Annotated in this window: 16 protein-coding genes; 6 read left to right on the top strand and 10 right to left on the bottom strand. The window is 61.3% G+C overall.

The annotated features are described in order from the left end of the window. Positions 1-74: 74 nt before the first annotated feature. Both ACSQ3G_RS19970 and ACSQ3G_RS19965 read right to left on the bottom strand, forming a co-directional pair. Positions 75-1,457, bottom strand: coding sequence for an MFS transporter (locus ACSQ3G_RS19970; RefSeq protein WP_436111270.1), 1,383 nt, complete (start codon positions 1,455-1,457; stop codon positions 75-77). Positions 1,458-1,491: 34 nt separating this feature from the next. Next, complete coding sequence (locus ACSQ3G_RS19965; protein WP_436111269.1) at positions 1,492-6,258, bottom strand: NAD-glutamate dehydrogenase; 4,767 nt, start codon at positions 6,256-6,258, stop codon at positions 1,492-1,494. A 175-nt stretch (positions 6,259-6,433) separates the two neighbouring features. Between ACSQ3G_RS19965 and pdxY the strand changes: the two genes are divergently transcribed. Beyond that, positions 6,434-7,306, top strand: a complete 873-nt coding sequence (pdxY, locus tag ACSQ3G_RS19960) for a pyridoxal kinase PdxY (RefSeq protein ID WP_436111268.1) — start codon at positions 6,434-6,436, stop codon at positions 7,304-7,306. A gap of 70 nt (positions 7,307-7,376) precedes the next feature. Further along, a complete protein-coding gene (locus ACSQ3G_RS19955; RefSeq protein WP_038547289.1) occupies positions 7,377-8,051 on the top strand; it encodes a carbonic anhydrase in 675 nt (224 codons plus the stop codon). Positions 8,052-8,088: 37 nt separating this feature from the next. Here the strand turns inward: ACSQ3G_RS19955 and ACSQ3G_RS19950 are convergent, their stop codons facing one another. Beyond that, the gene (locus ACSQ3G_RS19950; protein ID WP_436111267.1) at positions 8,089-8,901 is read right to left on the bottom strand and encodes a lytic murein transglycosylase; all 813 of its coding nucleotides are present in this window, start codon (positions 8,899-8,901) and stop codon (positions 8,089-8,091) included. Positions 8,902-9,104: 203 nt separating this feature from the next. Then, positions 9,105-10,139 carry an aspartate-semialdehyde dehydrogenase gene (locus ACSQ3G_RS19945; RefSeq protein ID WP_105440045.1) on the bottom strand — a complete coding sequence of 345 codons (1,035 nt, stop codon included), beginning with the start codon at positions 10,137-10,139 and terminating at the stop codon, positions 9,105-9,107. Positions 10,140-10,423: 284 nt separating this feature from the next. On the opposite strand from ACSQ3G_RS19945, the gene ACSQ3G_RS19940 reads away from it, so the two are divergent. Further along, complete coding sequence (locus ACSQ3G_RS19940; RefSeq protein WP_436111266.1) at positions 10,424-10,687, top strand: hypothetical protein; 264 nt, start codon at positions 10,424-10,426, stop codon at positions 10,685-10,687. Further along, positions 10,642-12,525 (top strand): MFS transporter, encoded by a 1,884-nt coding sequence (locus ACSQ3G_RS19935; RefSeq protein ID WP_436111265.1) that lies wholly within the window; start codon positions 10,642-10,644, stop codon positions 12,523-12,525. Before ACSQ3G_RS19940 ends, ACSQ3G_RS19935 begins: the two co-directional genes overlap by 46 nt. A 79-nt stretch (positions 12,526-12,604) precedes the next feature. Here ACSQ3G_RS19935 and lpxE read toward each other — a convergent pair whose 3' ends face one another. The 5 genes from lpxE to ACSQ3G_RS19910 all read right to left on the bottom strand — a co-directional run bounded on the left by lpxE (position 12,605) and on the right by ACSQ3G_RS19910 (position 16,155). Further along, positions 12,605-13,429 carry a lipid A 1-phosphatase LpxE gene (gene lpxE, locus ACSQ3G_RS19930; protein WP_436111264.1) on the bottom strand — a complete coding sequence of 275 codons (825 nt, stop codon included), beginning with the start codon at positions 13,427-13,429 and terminating at the stop codon, positions 12,605-12,607. A gap of 132 nt (positions 13,430-13,561) precedes the next feature. Further along, positions 13,562-14,671: a 3-isopropylmalate dehydrogenase gene (gene leuB, locus ACSQ3G_RS19925; protein ID WP_436111263.1), complete on the bottom strand. Its 1,110-nt coding sequence runs from the start codon at positions 14,669-14,671 to the stop codon at positions 13,562-13,564. A gap of 107 nt (positions 14,672-14,778) precedes the next feature. After that, on the bottom strand, positions 14,779-15,168 hold the full coding sequence (locus ACSQ3G_RS19920; RefSeq protein WP_046636724.1) for a RidA family protein: 390 nt from the start codon (positions 15,166-15,168) through the stop codon (positions 14,779-14,781). A gap of 16 nt (positions 15,169-15,184) precedes the next feature. Next, positions 15,185-15,790 carry a 3-isopropylmalate dehydratase small subunit gene (leuD, locus tag ACSQ3G_RS19915; RefSeq protein WP_046634664.1) on the bottom strand — a complete coding sequence of 202 codons (606 nt, stop codon included), beginning with the start codon at positions 15,788-15,790 and terminating at the stop codon, positions 15,185-15,187. Positions 15,791-15,927: 137 nt separating this feature from the next. Continuing rightward, complete coding sequence (locus ACSQ3G_RS19910; protein ID WP_105404424.1) at positions 15,928-16,155, bottom strand: hypothetical protein; 228 nt, start codon at positions 16,153-16,155, stop codon at positions 15,928-15,930. A 107-nt stretch (positions 16,156-16,262) separates the two neighbouring features. Here ACSQ3G_RS19910 and ACSQ3G_RS19905 point away from each other — a divergent pair, with 107 nt between their 5' ends. Beyond that, positions 16,263-17,165: an HpcH/HpaI aldolase/citrate lyase family protein gene (locus ACSQ3G_RS19905; RefSeq protein ID WP_436111262.1), complete on the top strand. Its 903-nt coding sequence runs from the start codon at positions 16,263-16,265 to the stop codon at positions 17,163-17,165. Further along, positions 17,162-17,368 (top strand): DUF1737 domain-containing protein, encoded by a 207-nt coding sequence (locus ACSQ3G_RS19900; protein WP_007764402.1) that lies wholly within the window; start codon positions 17,162-17,164, stop codon positions 17,366-17,368. The genes ACSQ3G_RS19905 and ACSQ3G_RS19900 overlap by 4 nt, the downstream gene beginning before the upstream one ends. 17 nt (positions 17,369-17,385) lie before the next feature. On the opposite strand, the gene ACSQ3G_RS19895 is transcribed toward ACSQ3G_RS19900, so the two are convergent. Beyond that, the gene (locus tag ACSQ3G_RS19895) at positions 17,386-17,823 is read right to left on the bottom strand and encodes a metallopeptidase family protein (RefSeq protein ID WP_038547261.1); all 438 of its coding nucleotides are present in this window, start codon (positions 17,821-17,823) and stop codon (positions 17,386-17,388) included. Between the last annotated feature and the right edge of the window lie 115 nt (positions 17,824-17,938).

The raw sequence follows: 17,938 nt of genomic DNA, 5'->3' as shown, positions 1-17,938 counted from the left end.
TGTTTGACCCACGCACTCCGTCATCCTCGGGCTCGGCCCGAGGATCCATGTCCCGACCAAATAGCTATCCGTCTCTACTTCCTGTTTGCCGGATACGGCGTCGCAAATAGCAGCAGCAACCCCGCCACGAGGAAGATCAGCAGCGTGGCCATGCCGAGCCGGGCTGAGCCGCTGGCATAGGTCATGAGCGAGAAGAGCAGCGTGGCGAGGAAGCTCGTCGCCCGGCCGGAGAGCGCGTAGATGCCGAAATAGCGGCCGGTCTCCGAAAGGCTGACGCTGCGGGCGAGATAGGATCTGGACGAGGCCTGCACGGGGCCGAAGGCGATGCCGATCAGCAATCCGAACAGGATGTAGGCTTTTTCCGCCGCGGTGCCGAACAGGCCGCCGCTATCCTCTGCCGAAAGAGGCAGAAAGCCGAAGAAGACGAAGCCAGGGCCGGTGGAGATGATGCCGAGGGTGGCCACCAGCAACAGGACGAGGCTGATGATCACGACGATCTTCGAGCCGAGCAGGCGGTCGAGCCACCCGGCGACGATGCAGCCGAAGATCGCCACGACATTCAGGATGATGCCGTAGATGCCGATCTCGATCGTCGCCCAGCCGAACATGCCCGCCGCAAACGTGCCGCCGAGGATCAGCAGGCCGTTGACGCCGTCCTGGTAGAGCATGCGGGCGACCAGGAATTTCGCGATGCCGGTGCGCTGCCTCAGGTCCCGCAGCGTGCCGCCAAGTTCCCTTATACCGGAGCGGACCGCCGCGGCGAGCGGCAGGCCCTTTTTGGCGTCCGGCGTGAAGAAGAACATCGGCAGGATGAACAGGAAATACCAGAGGGCGGAGATCGGACCGGTGATCCGCGCGTCCTCGCCGAGATGCGGGTCGAGGCCAAAAAGCGGAGGGATGCCGATCAGCGTTTTGCCGCTTTCGGGATTGGCGGCAAGCAGCGCCACGACGGCGATCAGCACGATCATGCCGCCGAGATAACCGAGACCCCAGGCGACGTTGGAAATGCGGCCGACATCCTCCTTGGAAACCAGGCGCGGCATCATCGAATCATTGAAGACGGTTGAGAACTCCGCGGCGATCGATGCGAAGATCATGAAGATCATCGGCCAGATGATCGGAGAACCGGGCGCTGCAAACCAGAGGGCCGAGACGCAGGCGATCTTGATCATCGCAAAAAAGGCGATCCACGGTTTGCGGGGGCCGGCCTGGTCGGCGATCGAGCCGAGGATGGGGGAGAAGACGGCGATGACCAGCGACGAGACCGTCGCCATGTTGCTCCATGCCGCCTGCGCCGAGACGGGGTCCTCGGTCAGCCGGGAGACGAAATAGGGGCCGAAGATGAAGGTGGTGACGACGGTGAAGAACGGCTGGGCCGCCCAGTCGAAGAACATCCAGCCCCAGATGCCGCGCCGGCTCGCTTTTGCCGGCGCTTCGTCCACATCAGTAACGGCCATTTTTCCCCCGGATCAGCCAGTTCGGTTCGTTGTCCTACATCGCCCGACCATGCGCAAGATCGCTCAGGAGACCGGCCGCGACGGTGATCTTCGGAAGCGTCAACTCGCCGCTTTCGCTCAAGGTCACCAGTTCGGCACCAATGCGGTTCACCCGCACCCGGTCGCCGCCGACCCAGGCTTCCAAAGGCTTCTTCTCCTTCGGATGGGCAGTCATCGCGGCGATGACGATATCGCGGCGCGCCGAGGCAAGCTGCTGCAGGCTTCGGGAGAGCGCTAGGCTTTCATAGTGTTCCGAGGTGCTGATGCGTTCGCCAGCGCCGATCAGTCGATTGATCCGGAAGGTTTCGGTAACGGTGAAATAGCTCTCGGTGGCGCGCGCCATGGTTTCGCCGGTGCGGTCGGCGATCAGCATGATCTCCGGCACCAGGACCAGCGTCGACAGCAACAGGATTTCACGGGCAAGCGATGCCGGTATGCCCTGCGCTTCGAGTTCCGAGGCGCGGGCTGCGGTTTCCACGAAATCTCCGCCCGCGAGTGACGAGCGCAGCCCTTTGATCGCGGCCTTGAGCCGGCTCATAGCGCCGTCCATGTCGCCGCTGCCGACCTGCGTTTGCAGGATGAGGCGGGTTGCTTCCGCAAAGGTCTCGGTGGTGCGGGCGTAGAGATCGTTCTGCAGCTGGCCGGGAATTTTTCCGTCCAGCGCATCGATCTCGGTCCAGAGCTTGGGAAGTTCGAAGCCGTCGCGGGCAAGGAAGGCAGCCTTGACGACATTTGCCGCCGTAGCGCCGGTCATATCGCTCATCTGCTGCACAAAACCCGGGCCGCCGCGGTTGATCGCCTCGTTGGCGAGCGTGGTGGCGACAATTTCGCGATGCAGGCGGTGGGACTGGATATCTCCCGCGTAAACCTTCTGCATCCTGGCCGGGAAATAGGCTTTCAGGACAGCCGAGAAATAGGGGTCGTCCGGCAGGCTGCTGTCGAGCAGGGCATCGAAGAGAACGATCTTCGAATAGGAGAGCAACACGCCGATTTCTGGCCGGGTCAGCGGCCTGCCGGAGGAATAACGCTCCGCAAGCTCCGCATCATCGGGCAGAGTTTCGACCTTGCGATTGAGCTGGCCTTGCGATTCCAGCACGGACATCAGCCGTGAAAGCTCTTCGCGGTTGCCGGTACCCTTGCGTTCGGTCAGCGAGATCGACAGCGGCTGCAGATAGTTGTTGCGCAGCACGAGATGGCCGACTTCTTCGGTCATCGAGGCGAGAAGCTGGTTCCGCTTGTCGCGGGCAAGCCGCCCATCCTGCATGGCCGAATTGAGGGCGATCTTGATGTTGACCTCGACGTCGGAGCAGTTGACGCCGGCGGAATTGTCGATCGCATCGGAATTGCAGCGACCGCCGTTCAGCGAGTAGGCGATGCGGCCCTTCTGGGTCATGCCGAGATTGGCGCCCTCGCCGATGACGCTGGCGCGCACTTCCACCGCGGTGATGCGGATCGGATCATTGGCGCGGTCGCCGACTTCCGCGTCGGTTTCGGAGGTTGCCTTGATATAGGTGCCGATGCCGCCGAACCAGAGAAGGTCGACAGGGCTCTTCAGGATCGCGGTCATGATCTCGAAAGGCGTTGCGGTCGTCTTCTCGATGCCGATCGCGGCCGCGGCCTGCCTGGTGAGCTTTACGGACTTTTCCGAGCGGGAAATGATCATCGCGCCTTCGGAAAGGGTCGATTTGTCGTAATCCTGCCAGCTCGACCGGGGCAGGGCGAACATGCGTTCGCGTTCGGTGAAGGACTTTTCGAGATCCGGATCCGGATCGATGACGATATCGCGATGGTCGAAGGCCGCGATGAGGCGGATCTTGCGCGACAGCAGCATGCCGTTGCCGAAGACGTCGCCGGACATGTCGCCGACGCCGGCGACTGTGAACGGCGTCGTCTGGATGTCGATGTCTTTCTCGCGGAAATGCCGTTTCACGGCTTCCCAGGCGCCGCGAGCGGTGATGCCCATCTTCTTGTGGTCGTAACCGACCGAACCGCCGGAGGCGAAGGCATCGTCCAGCCAGAAGCCGGCTTCCTGCGCCAGGCCGTTGGCGGTGTCGGAGAAGGTCGCCGTACCCTTGTCGGCGGCAACCACGAAATACGGGTCGTCGCCATCGAGGCGGATCGTATCCGGCGGCCCGACGATGTCGGCGCCGACGATATTGTCGGTGATCGACAGGAGGGTGCGGATGAAGGTCTTGTAGGCCTCCTTGCCGGCATTGAAGAATGCGTCGCGGGAGCTCGCCGGCGGCAGCATTTTCGGGAAGAAGCCGCCCTTGGCGCCGACCGGCACGATCACGGCGTTCTTGACCTGCTGCGCCTTCACGAGGCCGAGGATTTCCGTCCGATAGTCCTCGCCGCGGTCCGACCAGCGCAGGCCGCCGCGCGCAACCTTGCCGAAGCGCAGGTGCACGCCTTCGACCTCGGTGCCGTAGACGAAGATTTCGCGGAAGGGTCGGGGTTCCGGCAGACCGTCCAGCAGCTTCGGATCGAGCTTGAAGGCGAACATCCGGTGCGGGGCGCCATTGGCATCGCGCTGGAAGTAGTTGGTCCGGAGCGTGGCATCGACCGCATTGACGAAACGGCGAAGCGTGCGGTCCTCGTCGAGATTGGGCACGTTGCCGAGCGCTTCTTCGATTTCGGCGTGATGGTCGGTGAGTTTCTTGACGCGGGCCTTCTCAGTGATCTTCGGGTCGAAGCCGTCGCGGAAGAGGCGGAAGATGGCGGCGGATATGGCCGGGTATTTCACCAGGGTGTCGGCGATATAGGCCTGCGAGTAAACGATGCCGGTCTGGCGCAGATAACGGGAATATGCGCGCAGCACCGTGACTTCGCGGGCGGACAGGCCGGCCAGCAGAACCAGCCGGTTGAAGGTGTCATTGTCGATCAGGCCTTCGAAGGCGGAGAGGAAGGCCTCTTCCAGAGCTAGGCCTTCGCGGGACAGGTCGACCTCGCGCCCGTCGCCGAGCTGCAGTTCCATGTCGTGGAGGACGATCAGCTTGCGGTCGTTTTCCGGCCCGACCTCGATCTCGAACGTCTGCTCGCTGACGGCGTGGAAGCCAAGGTTTTCGAGAAGCGGCACGCGGCGGGAGAGCGACAGGTGCCGGTCCTTGTGGAAGATCTTCAGCGACACGGTGTTGGCGGCGTCGCCGGGGCGGCGATAGAAGGCGATGCGGATCGTTTCGCCGGCGGCGCAGGCGGCGATGTCCGGCAGGTCAGCGAAGGTTTCCTCGGGCGAAAAGGCTTCCTGGAAGGCCTGGGTGACGGTGAGCCGCGGCCCCTCCTCCGCAAGCGCTGCGAAGCGGTCCTCCCAGGGGGTGGCGATGAGCCGGATCGCTTCCTCGAGCTTGCCCTGCGCGATCCTCGGCGTCTTGCCGCCGCGCCGGCCGATAATCATGTGGACGCGGGCGACGCCGCCTTCCGGGAAAGCCGGATAATAGGCGGAGACGTGGCCGTCATAGACCTTGGTCAGGTAGTCGCCGACCTTCTCGCGGACTAGGGAATTGTAGTCCTCGCGAGGCACATAGACGATCACCGAGACGAAACGGTCGAAATGGTCGATGCGCGGCAGGACCCGGACGCGGGGACGTTCGCTCAGTTCCATGATCTGCTCGCAGAAGCGGGCTAGCAGATCGGCATCGATCTGGAAGAGGTCGTCACGCGGATAGGATTCGAGCGTGTTTTCCAGCATGCGGCCGGAATGGCTGTCGGGGTCGAAGCCGAACTGCTCCTCCACCCGGCCGGTCTTGGCGCGCAGGAGAGGGATGTCGCGCACGGAGTGGGTATAGGCGGTTGCCGTGAAAAGGCCGACGACGCGCAGCTCGCCGACCACTTCGCCCTTTTCGTCGAAGCGCTTGACGCCGACATAATCCATATAGGCGCGGCGGTGCACTACGGATTTCACGTTCGCCTTGGTGACGATCAGGAAATCGGGCCCGTCCAGGAACTCAAGGATTTCCGGCGTGGTCGTCACCGCGTCCTTGCCCTGGCGCAGCACCAGCACATCCGGATCGGAGAGAATGCCGAGACCGCGGCCCTTGCCGCGTTCGACCTTGGCCTCTGTGCCCTTGCCGGAATAGACGTATTCGCGCATGCCGAGGAAGGTGAAGTTGTCGTCGCGCAGCCAGTCCAGGAAGGCGAGCGCCTCGTCGCGATCGGCTTTGCGGCGGCTTGTCGAATTGTTGAGTTGCTTGGCGGCGCCGTCGAGGACTTCCAGCATGGAGCCCCAGTCGGTGATCGACAGATGAACCTGGTCTAGGATGTAGCGGATGCGCTCGGTGAGCGAAGCCGCCTGTTCCTCGTTGAGCGGCGAAAGATGGATCTGGATGAGGCTCACATGATGAGCCGGGTTGCTGGGCTGCTCATTGGAGCGGAGCGCCGGTTCCTTGCCTGGCTCAACGACCAGGATCGGATGAACCGCCATGGTCAGGTCGCGGTGGGTGGCGGTCACCTCGCCCATGACTGAGTCGAACAGGAAGGGCATGTTGCGGTCGACGACGGTCAGCACCGAGACCGGAATACCGTCCGGCTCGACACCGGCGATCGGTTCGACCGTGATGTCGGCCCGGATCCGCGTCCAGGCCATCAGCCGCTCGGCTGCATGATTGGCGGAAAGCGCCAGCATTTCCGGCGTATAGCTTTCGATGTCGTCAGTGCTGGCCCGGGCAAACAGGATGAGCGGGTCGAGATGCGGCCCCTTGCTCGCAGCGACGATCTTGCGCGCGCTTTCGATCTGTTTTTCCCGTTTCGGATTCTGCCTGACGGCCATGTCCCTCTCCCCTTTTTCCGTCCCTGGACGGAATAAATTAGATGTGTGTCATCGTGCAGCAACGTGGCTGATCCATGTCCGTCGGCACTACACGTTTCATTGTTCCGTGAAGGCTTGTTGACATGCGGCGACGAAGAAACGATCAACAGGGCCATCGTAGCCGGAAAGCAATCTCATGCAGGATACCAGCAGTGCCGTCCTCGTCATCTCCAGCCATGTCGTGCGCGGCTCGGTCGGCAATCGCGCCGCCGTCTTCGCGCTCGAGACGCTGGGATTTCCCGTCTGGGCAATGCCGACCGTCGTCCTCCCCTGGCATCCCGGTCATGGGCCTTCTACGCGGCTGACCTTTCCCGAATCAGATTTCGACAAGGCTATAGACGATCTTATTCGCGCGCCATGGCTGGGAGAAGTGAAGGCGGTGCTGACCGGTTATTTCGGCAATGCCGCCCAGCCGCGTTCGGTGGCGCGGCTGATAAGGGCGCTGAAGGAGAAAAACCCGGGCCTTCTCTATGTCTGCGATCCTGTCATGGGCGATCTCGGCGGGCTCTATATTCCACAGCCGACGGCAGAAGCGATCCGTGACGAACTCATCCCGCTTGCGACGATCGCCACCCCGAACCGCTACGAGCTCGCCTGGCTTTCCGGCGCCCCGCTCGAAACCAACAACGACATCATGGATGCCGCGGTGGCGCTCGGACCGCCGCGCATCCTGGTGACCTCGGCCGTGCCGATGATGGCGGGCGGCACCGGCAATCTCTACCTGACCGGCAAACATGCGCTGCTTGCCGAACACCGGCTGATCGACAATCCGCCGAACGGGTTGGGGGACCTGTTGGGCGCCCTGTTCCTGGGGCGAATCCTTGCCGGCATGGACGAGGAGAAGGCGCTGCAGCTGGCTACCGCGAGCGTTTTCGAGGTCCTGGCGCGCACGGCCAAGCGCGGCGGCGACGAGCTGACACTGGAGACCGACGCGTCCAGCCTCTCCACTCCCATGGCGATGGTCCAGATGCGCCGGCTCATGCATCCGTTGCAGCGCACCAAGCGGTAATCGGCATCGGAAGTTCGCAGATGCACAATGGCCGTTGATCTTCGCTCGGCGGCGCTATAATCGTTGTTCCATGACGGACTTTCCAGCCAAACTTCTGGCGGGCTACCGCAACTTCATGAGCGGGCGCTATAGCGATGAACGCGAGCGCTACCGCGTGTTGGCGGAGACCGGGCAGAACCCCCACACCCTTCTCATCGCCTGTTGCGATTCCCGTGCCGCACCGGAAACCATTTTCGACTGCGGTCCGGGCGAACTCTTCGTCGTCCGCAACGTCGCCAACATGGTCCCGCCTTTTGAACCGGACGGCCAGTTCCATGCCACTTCGGCGGCGTTGGAATATGCGGTCGAGGTTTTGGAGATCGACAATATCGTGGTGATGGGTCACGGCCGGTGTGGCGGGATTCGGGCGGCGCTGGATCCGACCATGTCGCCGCTTTCTCCCGGCGATTTCATCGGCCGCTGGATGGCGCTGGTCAAACCGGCCGCCGAACAGATCCAGAGCAACGAGTTCATGACCCAGGCCGAGCGGCAGACAGCGCTGGAACGGGTGTCGATCCGCAATTCAATCGCCAACCTGGAGACGTTCCCGTTCGTCAAAAAACGTGGAGAGAAAGGCGAACTCAGCGTTCACGGCGCCTGGTTCGATATCTCGAGCGGCGAATTGTGGATTATGGACAGCAAGGGCGACTTCGTCCGTCCCGACCTTACCGAACTGCCCGTCCAGGCCGAACAAGCGTCGGCCTGAATTTTTCAGGTGAAGCGAAACTTCACGGCCGGCAGGCTTATTGGCCGTCGATCTGCGCGCCCATATAGGCGATCGCCTTCTGGTAGACGCTCGCGGCGTTCCAGCCCTGGATAGCGCCGAAGTTCGGCTCGCCCGGCTGGTAACCGGCACCTGGCCTCCAGCCGTGGCCTTTCAGGAAGTTGGCGGTTGAGGCGAGCGCGTCGGCACGCGAACGGACCATGTCGATATGGCCGTCGCCGTCGCCGTCGGCGCCGTAGCGGACGACGTTGAGCGGCAGGAACTGGGTCTGGCCGATCTCGCCATGAGCAGCACCGCGGGCGGTGATGCTCAGATCGCCTCGGCCGACGAGCTGAAGGGCCGCATAAAGCTGCTCGGTGAAATAGGCGGAGCGGCGGCAATCGTAAGCGAGCGTCGCGACGGCGGAAAGTGTGTGCTGATCACCCATGAAGCTGCCGAAACCGGTTTCCATGCCCCAGATGGCGATGATCGGGCCGGCCGGCACGCCGTAGCGGCGTTCGATCTGCGCAAACAGCGAAGCGTTCCCGGATTTCATGCCCTTGCCGCGGGAGATGATGGCAGCTCCGCCGCGCTTCTTCATGAAGTCCTCGAAGGAGAGCTTGAAGCTTTTCTGGCCGCGATCGGCGCTGATGGTCGGACGGTTGTAGGAGACGTTCGAGAAGGCCTTCTCGACGACGGAGGGGTTGATGCCGCTCGAAGGGGCAACCCGCTTGAACTCTTCGACCCAGCGGGCGAAGCCGGATGAATCGTTGCCGCATTGGAGCGCGGCAACAGCCGGGCTAGCGGTCATGAAACCGGTTGCAATCAATCCTGCCAGCAAAATCTTCTTCATGCGGTCAAACCCGTCCCGAGAGCCGGACCGCTTAAGTCAGAAGCGTCCGGATAATGTGTTTTGTTTCGGCCTTATGGCGGCGGTTGCAGACAATCGCAACTCACCCGTTCATGAATAGTTCGTGATATGAGTGATTCGAAAGAAAAACCCCGCCATTTCTGACGGGGTTTCTATCGGAACATGCTTAATAAATTTATTATTTATCAGGCAGCAGCCTTGCGTGGCTTGATCAGGCCGCGATTGACGAGCAATTCGGCGATCTGGATGGCGTTGAGCGCGGCACCCTTGCGCAGGTTGTCGGAAACGACCCAGATATTGAGGCCGTTTTCCACCGTCGCATCCTCGCGGATACGGGAAATGTAGGTGGCATCCTCGCCGGCGCATTCGTAAGGTGTCATGTAGCCGCCGTTTTCATGCTTGTCGATGACGAGGCAGCCCGGAGCTTCGCGCAGGATATCCCGGGCCTGGTCTGCGCTGATCTCGTTTTCGAACTCGATATTGACCGATTCCGAATGGCCGATGAAGACCGGAACGCGCACGGCGGTGCAGGTGACCTTGATCTTCGGGTCGAGCATCTTCTTGGTTTCGGCGAGAACCTTCCACTCTTCCTTCGTATAGCCGTCTTCCATGAAGCTATCGATATGCGGGATGACGTTGAAGGCGATCCGCTTGGTGAACTTCTTGGATTCGACCGGATCGGCGACGAAGACGGCGCGGGTCTGGGTGAAGAGCTCGTCCATGCCTTCCTTGCCGGCGCCGGAGACCGACTGGTAGGTCGAGACGACGACGCGCTTGATCTTGGCGAAGTCGTGCAGCGGCTTCAGGGCGACTACGAGCTGAGCGGTCGAGCAATTCGGATTGGCGATGATGTTGCGCTTGGTAAAGCCGGAGATTGCGTCAGGGTTCACTTCCGGAACGATCAGCGGAACGTCCTGATCGTAACGCCAGGCGGACGAGTTGTCGATGACGACGCAGCCCTGGGCGCCGATCTTCGGCGACCACTTCTTGGAAACCTCGCCTCCTGCCGACATCAGGCAGATATCGGTGTCGGAAAAATCGTAGTTTTCCAGGTTGGAAACCTTCAGCGTCCGGTCGCCGAACGAAACTTCGGTTCCCTGGCTACGGGCGGATGCCAGCGCCACGACTTCGTCGACCGGGAAGCCGCGCTCGGAAAGGATCGTCAGCATTTCCCTGCCGACATTGCCGGTTGCACCGGCGACTGCGATCTTGAAACCCATTTTGTGCTCTCTTTCTGTCTCTCCTCGATCTGGTGAGGGGGAAGCCGCGATCAACTCGCGGAATTCCTTGTCCCCGGCCATCCGGGGAGAGAGCGGCGGCCAGAGACGTCAGACGGTTTTCGTCGTCGTTTTGGCCTTGGTTTTGGAGAAAGCGGCAAAACACGCCCGCTGCGCAGCCTGGATGGCCGGCAGTGCGGAAGCAGCGATATGGAATTCGCAGGCGCGCATGTGGGTGTCTTCCCGTTCGCGAAGCTGTTTAAAAGATTTTCAGAGCGAGTCAAGCGATGGCTGACGCAGGTGATGCACCGCATTGCCATTATGCCGCGCCGCAGCATCCGCTGTGCACGGCAGGCGCGATATTAGACGAAAGTCATAATCCCAAAGCATCGCTCTCCTTAGCCCTTGAATTCTGGCAATCTGCGACAATGCGTCGCCATATCCAGGCCCTGGAGGAAACGGGCTTGGAGTCGGCACGCGATTTTCATCTTGAGGGAGGACGACAATGGCAGATGTCGCAATTACGGACGGCGCAAAAGCCGGACCGATGACGCGGGAAGAGAAGAAGGTTATCTTCGCTTCTTCGCTCGGCACCGTATTCGAATGGTACGATTTCTATCTCTATGGTTCACTGGCCACCTTTATCGGGGCAGCCTTCTTCAGCCAGTATCCGGAAACGACCCGGAACATCTTTGCCCTCTTGGCCTTTGCGGCGGGCTTCCTTGTCCGTCCTTTCGGCGCGCTTGTGTTCGGCCGTCTTGGCGACCTCGTTGGCCGTAAATACACCTTCCTTGTCACCATTCTGATCATGGGTCTTTCGACCTTCCTGGTCGGCGTACTGCCCGGCGCAGCGTCCATCGGCATCGCCGCTCCGATCCTGCTGGTCGCGCTGCGCATGCTTCAGGGCCTGGCGCTCGGCGGCGAATACGGCGGTGCCGCGACCTACGTGGCGGAACATGCGCCGCATGGCCGGCGCGGCTTCTTCACCTCGTGGATTCAGACCACGGCCACACTCGGCCTCTTCCTGTCGCTGGTCGTCATTCTCGGCGTTCAGATGGCCATGGGTCGTGAAGCATTCGCTGCCTGGGGATGGCGCGTTCCGTTCCTTCTCTCGGTCATCCTGCTCGGCGTTTCGGTCTGGATTCGTCTGAAGATGAACGAGTCGCCCGCCTTCAAGAAAATGAAGGAAGAAGGCAAGGGGTCCAAGGCTCCGCTCACAGAGGCGTTCGGCACATGGCGGAACGCGAAGATCGCGCTTCTCGCTCTGTTCGGTGCAGTGGTCGGTCAGGCCGTCGTCTGGTATTCCGGCCAGTTCTACGCCCTGTTCTTCCTGCAGAACATTCTCAAGGTCGATGCGCAGTCCGCGAACCTGATGGTTGCTGCTTCGCTTCTTCTCGGCACCGGCTTCTTCGTCTTCTTCGGCTGGCTTTCCGACAAGATCGGCCGCAAGCCGATCATCATGGCTGGGCTGCTCCTGGCGATGGTGACCTACTTCCCGCTGTTCAAGGCAATGACCTGGGCAGGTAACCCTGCCCTGGCTCAAGCTCAGGAAACCGTGCGTGCGACGGTTGCGGCAGCTCCTGGCGACTGCAAATTCCAGTTCAACCCGACTGGTACGGCAAAGTTCACCACGTCCTGCGACATCGCGACTTCGTTCCTGACCCGCAATTCGGTCCCTTACGAGGTTGTTGCAGGTCCAGCCGGTACGCCGGCCACGGTGAAGATCGGCAATTCGACGATCACCAGCTATGACGCCATCGCATCCGGCGCTGACGCCAAGGCCAAGGATGCTTCCTTCCAGAAGCAGGTGAATGTCGCACTGCAGGCGAGCGGGTATCCCCTGGCGCGCGCGGCTTCGAAGGTTCCGGAAGCAAAGCTGGATGCCTTCATCACAGCCAATCCGGAATTGAAGCTCAATGCCGCCGCCATTCGCGCCGGCACCAAGGCTTCGGTCACGGGTCCTGACCTGGTCACGCAGAAGCTGCTGACCGCACAGGAAGCCACTGGCGTGACCGAGATGGCAGTCTATACCATCCCGAACTCCGGCGCCTTCTCGATGGTCGCAGACCCGCAGGCGGTCAACTGGGTGACGATCATCGCCATCCTGACGGTTCTGGTGATCTACGTGACCATGGTCTACGGCCCGATCGCGGCACTGCTGGTCGAACTCTTCCCGACCCGTATCCGCTACACCGGCATGTCGCTGCCTTACCATATCGGCAACGGCTGGTTCGGCGGTCTTCTGCCGGCAACGGCCTTCGCGATGAGTGCCGCCAAGGGCGATATCTACTATGGTCTCTGGTATCCGATCGTATTTGCCGGCATCACGCTGGTAATCGGCTTGCTGTTCCTGCCGGAAACCAAGGACCGGGACATCCACGCCGAATAAGGGTTTCGGTCCCGGGGTTCTTCCCCCGGCAAACCCGCCAAAATGAAAAGCCCGGCGCAGTTCTCTGCGCCGGGCTTTTTCATGTCAGGTCATTGGTGTTTTCGCCTGCCTCCCGCTTCGGCGGAATGCCGCGGAGCGGAAATGGCACTGTCGCCCGATTGGGGCGCAGGAGGAGAGGAATGGGCCGGCGCGGAACCGGCCAACCGTCAGGCTCCTGCCGGAAGAGCAGCCCGTAGCGGGAAAATACGATTGCCATGATCACCGAGAACCAGGCGCCGAAGGAGAGGCCGGCAATCACATCGCTCGGATAATGGGCTCCGACGATGACGCGCGAAAAGCCGAGCCAGAAGCTCATGATCAGAAAGAACAGGCGGTAGCGCGGAGCGAGCAGCGCCAGCGCCATCAGGAATGCCCCGACCGTGGTTGCGTGGCCGGAAGGAAAGCTTTCGAACCGGGAGCCGGAAAAAGGGTTGAGACCGTAAAAGCCCCATTGCTCGTAAAGCCCCGGCCGGGCGCGTCCGATGATGCGCTTCACCAGGTTGACGAGAAGGCCTGAACCGGCAACGGCCACAAAGATATAAGCCGCGATATGGCTGACCAGCATCGCCTGGAAGCGGGCTTTCAGGCCGGGCGCGAGCCGGATAACGGCGAGGGCTTCGAAGAAGAGGAGCGCTGCCGCAAAAAGGATCCAGCCGGACGTGCCGAAATCGGTAATCGCTTTGCCGATCGGCAGCAGCACGTTGGGCGTATGGGCGGCATAGGAGCCAACCGGGGCATCGAGCAGGAAAAAGGCGATCAGGATCAGGTTGATCGTGACCAGCGCATAAGGCAACCATCGCGGCGAAGGCGGTCCGGATGGATGGCGATACCGCCGATGTTTCAGTTTTTCGATTGTTCGTTTCATCGGCCTCTTCCGTGGCGCGGGACCGATCCCGCGCCGCTTCTTCCCATAGATTCCGCAATATGGGTAGCGGGATGCCGAGCGCAATGTCGAGGTGCCTTTCCGCCGCGACGGAAAGGCACCTCGATCGGTGTATCAGGCGGAGAGGCTTGCGAATTCCTTGAGGATTGCATCGCCCATCTCGGCGGTGCCGACCTTGCGGGCGCCTTCGGCCATGATGTCGCCGGTGCGGATACCCTGATCGAGCACGTTGGCAATCGCCTTTTCGAGATTGTCGGCTTCCGTGACCATGTTGAACGAGTAACGCAGGCACATCGCAAACGAGGCGATCATGGCGATCGGGTTGGCAACGCCGGTGCCGGCGATGTCTGGCGCCGAACCGTGGACCGGCTCGTAAAGCGCCTTGCGCTTGCCGGTCTTGGCGTCGGGTGCGCCGAGCGATGCGGACGGCAGCATGCCGAGCGAGCCGGTCAGCATGGCCGCGACGTCGGAGAGCATGTCGCCGAACAGGTTGTCGGTGACGATCACGTCGAACTGTTTCGGAGCGCGGACCAGCTGCATGCCGCCGGCATCGGCCAGCATGTGGTCGAGCTTGACGTCGGAATATTTCGCCTTGTGCGTCTCGGTGACCACCTGGTTCCAGAGCACGCCCGACTTCATGACGTTGCGCTTTTCCATGGAGCAGACGGCGTTCTTACGGGTACGGGCAAGCTCGAAGGCGACGCCTGCGATACGCTCGATCTCATAGGTATCGTAGACCTGGGTATCGATGCCGCGCTTCTGGCCGTTGCCGAGGTCGACGATTTCCTTCGGCTCGCCGAAATAGACGCCGCCGGTCAATTCGCGGACGATCAAGATGTCGAGGCCTTCGACCAGTTCCGGCTTCAGAGAGGAAGCGGAGCTAAGCGCCGGATAGCAGATGGCGGGGCGCAGGTTGGCGAACAGCTCCATGTCCTTGCGCAGCCGCAGGAGGCCGGCTTCCGGGCGCACCTCATAGGGAACCTGTTCCCATTTCGGGCCGCCGACGGCGCCGAAAAGCACGGCATCCGCATTCATGGCCTTGCTCATATCCTCTTCGGAAATGGCGGCGCCATGGGCATCATAAGCGCAGCCGCCGACCAGTCCTTCGTCGAGGACGAAATCGGCCTTCATGGCGCTGTTCATATAGGCGATGATCTTGCGGACTTCGCCCATGGCCTCGGGGCCGATGCCGTCGCCGGGAAGGAGGAAGAGGTTCTTTGCCATATCGTTTGGTGTCCTTGCGGTTTCGCAGCCTCGCGTCCTCCCGCGCGGGTTCTCCGCGCCTGGCATAACCTCGTCCGAGCCTGCCAAAGGACGAGGCTGGAAAGGTTTTAGGGACTGCCGGCGCCGATGCGGGCGGTCACCTCGATCTCGATCTTCATTTCGGGCGTGGTGAGGCCGCACACGACCATGGTGGCCGCAGGCCGGATCTCGGAGAAGGTCTCGCCGAGAACCTGCACGATGGCATCGTAATCGGCCATGTCGGTGAGGTAGTAGCGCACCCGGACGATATCCTGGAGGCCGCTGCCGGCCTCTTTCAGCGCTTTTTCGATCGTGCCGAGCGTGTTGCGCGTCTGGGCGGCAGCGTCTTCGGGCATTTCCATCCTGGCATAGTCGTAGCCGGTGGTACCGGAGACATAGACCATGTCGCGGTCCACCACGGCGCGCGAATAGCCGATCCGTGCTTCGAAGGGCGATCCGGAGGAAATCCGCTTGACCATCAGGATGCTCCGGAAATCAGAGCCAGGGGCGAGCTGCTCGGTTGTTGTTTTCGAAAGTGCTGATCGCGGCATCGCTCTTCAGGGTCGAGGCAATGTCGTCGAGGCCTTCGAGCATGATGTGGCGGCGGCCGGGATCGATGTCGAAATGGATCGAGCCGCCATCCGGGCCGGTGATTTCCTGGGCTTCCAGGTCAATCGAGAGTATGGCGTTCGAGCCGCGCTCGGCATCGTCCATCAGCTTTTCAAGATCTTCCGGGGAGACGACGATCGGCAGGATGCCGTTCTTGAAACAGTTATTGTAGAAAATGTCGGCGAAGCTCGTCGAGATGACGCAGCGGATGCCGAAATCGAGAAGCGCCCACGGCGCGTGTTCGCGCGAGGAGCCGCAGCCGAAATTGTCACCGGCGACTAGGATCTTGGCGTTGCGATAGGCCGGCTTGTTCAGCACGAAATCGGGATTTTCAGAACCGTCGTCCTTGTAGCGGGCTTCCGAGAAGAGACCCTTGCCAAGACCGGTACGCTTGATGGTCTTGAGGTAATCCTTCGGAATGATCATGTCCGTGTCGATATTGATGACCGGAAGCGGCGCCGCAACGCCGGTGAGCTTGGTGAACTTTTCCATGATCTGCCTCCAGGTGGACTTATCTGCGGAAGCTGCCATAAAGCAAATCGACGCAGATTTGAAGGCCTGTTTGGCGTGAACCGGTACGCCAACACGCCGGAAACCGGCGTATTCGTCTCAGTCAGCGCTTAGAACGATCAAAGGTCGATGATCGTGCCGCGGCCGTCGTTCCAGACGCGCATCTCGCGCTTGCTTGTCTTGGCCCGAACCGGAACCGGCTTCAGCCGCGCCGAAAGCGCACGCCCGATGGACAGAACTGCGAGAATGCCGGCAAAGGCGACGGTCAGCGAAGCCGTCAGAAGTGCTGCCATGGCGAGCACGGCGATGGCCGATATGATGACGAAGAAGACGCGAATATTTTGCATGGTATATACCTTTCTCACCAAAGAATGTGGAGCCTTCCGCCCTGTCTTGCAAGGGGCTTTGGGCATGCAGTATTGCCGCAGACCAAAAAGATTGGCACAAAGCGCCGATGATCGCCTTGACCGATATCAAATCCGCCTCCTTTCGTATTCGCCGCTCGATCCTGAGCGTGCCGGCCGGCAATGCGAGGGCATTGGAAAAGGTGCATGGCCTCGATTGCGATGCGGCGATCTTCGATCTGGAAGATTCCGTCGCGCCGGAAAAGAAGGCGGAGGCCCGCGACAACCTGCGCCGGTTGTTTAAGGAAAATCCGCTCCGGGGCAGGGAAACGGTCATCCGCATCAACCCGCTCGAAACCGAATTCGGCAAGGCGGATATGGACCTGGTGACCGAGGTCTCTCCCGACGTGGTGCTGATCTCGAAGGTCGAGCACATGTCGCAGGTCCAGGCGGTGGCGGATATCCTGTCCGAGGCCGGGGCTCCGGACGATCTTGCCATCTGGGCAATGATCGAAACGCCGAAGGGCGTCCTGAATGCGCCGGCAATTGCCCCTGTCGACGAGCGGCTCCAGTGTTTCGTGGTCGGCCTCAACGACCTGCGCAAGGAGACGGGCGTGCTGCCGCAGCCCGGTCGGGCCTATCTGGTGCCCTGGCTGATGCAGATCGTGCTTGCCGGCCGCGCCCATGGGATCGATGTGATCGACAGCGTCTTCAACGAGTTCAAGGATGCAGAAGCCTTTGAGGCGGAATGCGCCCAGGGACGCGCCATGGGCTTTTCCGGCAAGATGCTGATCCATCCGGCCCAGATCGAACCTGCCAACCGGCATTTCGGGCCGGATCCTCAGGCCGTGAAAGAGGCGGAAGCGGTGATTGCCGCCTTTGCGGAACCGGACGCGCAACATCTCAACGTCATCAACCTCAACGGCAAGATGGTCGAGCGGCTGCACCTGGTGGAGGCTGAAAAGCTTGCCGCCAAGGCACGCATCATCGCCGAACGAAAGAAAACGCCATGAAACTTTATCGCTTCCTCAGCGGTCCCGACGATTCTTCCTTCTGCCACAAGGTGACGGCGGCGCTGAACAAAGGCTGGGAACTTTCCGGTTCGCCGACCTACGCTTTCAACGCCACGACCGGCGAAATGCAGTGCGGCCAGGCGGTGACCAAAACCGTTCACGGCAAGGAATACGATCCCGAGATGAAGCTCGGCGAGCAATAAGCTCCAGTCAGAGAGGATCAGCGCTGAGCAGCTTCGTCGGCGCTGGCCTCGATACGCTCCATGTCGTCGTCGCTGAGGCCGAAATGGTGGCCGATCTCGTGGATCAGCACATGGGTGATGATATCGCCCAGGGTTTCCTCGTTTTCCGCCCAGTAATCGAGGATCGGCCGGCGATAAAGCCGGATGCGGTTCGGCAATTCGCCCGTTTCCATGTTGAACCGCTCGGAAATGCCGCGGCCTTCGAAAAGGCCGAGCAGGTCGAAGGGTGTCTCGAGCGCCATGTCCTCGAAAACGTCGTCGTCCGGGAAATCCTCGATCTCGATCGTCAGGTTGACGGTGAGAGCCCGGAATTCCTCCGGTAAATGACCATAGGCTTCGATCGCCAACGACTCGAACGTGCTGATCGTCGGTGCGTGGCGATCCTGCCAATCGTCGGTCTGGTCGATGCGGGCCATAGGCTCTCCTTCTGATCAGGCCCATATAGTACCTCCCGCGATATTTTTCGAGTGAAGAATCATTGGCCTAGGATCCGAGGAAAAGATTCCCAGGATTTGGCTGTTGACTCTTTCG

This window comes from Neorhizobium tomejilense, from assembly GCF_964254135.1.
GTDB classification, from domain to species: Bacteria; Pseudomonadota; Alphaproteobacteria; order Rhizobiales; family Rhizobiaceae; genus Neorhizobium; species Neorhizobium tomejilense.
This window is presented reverse-complemented; position numbering and strand designations above follow the sequence as displayed.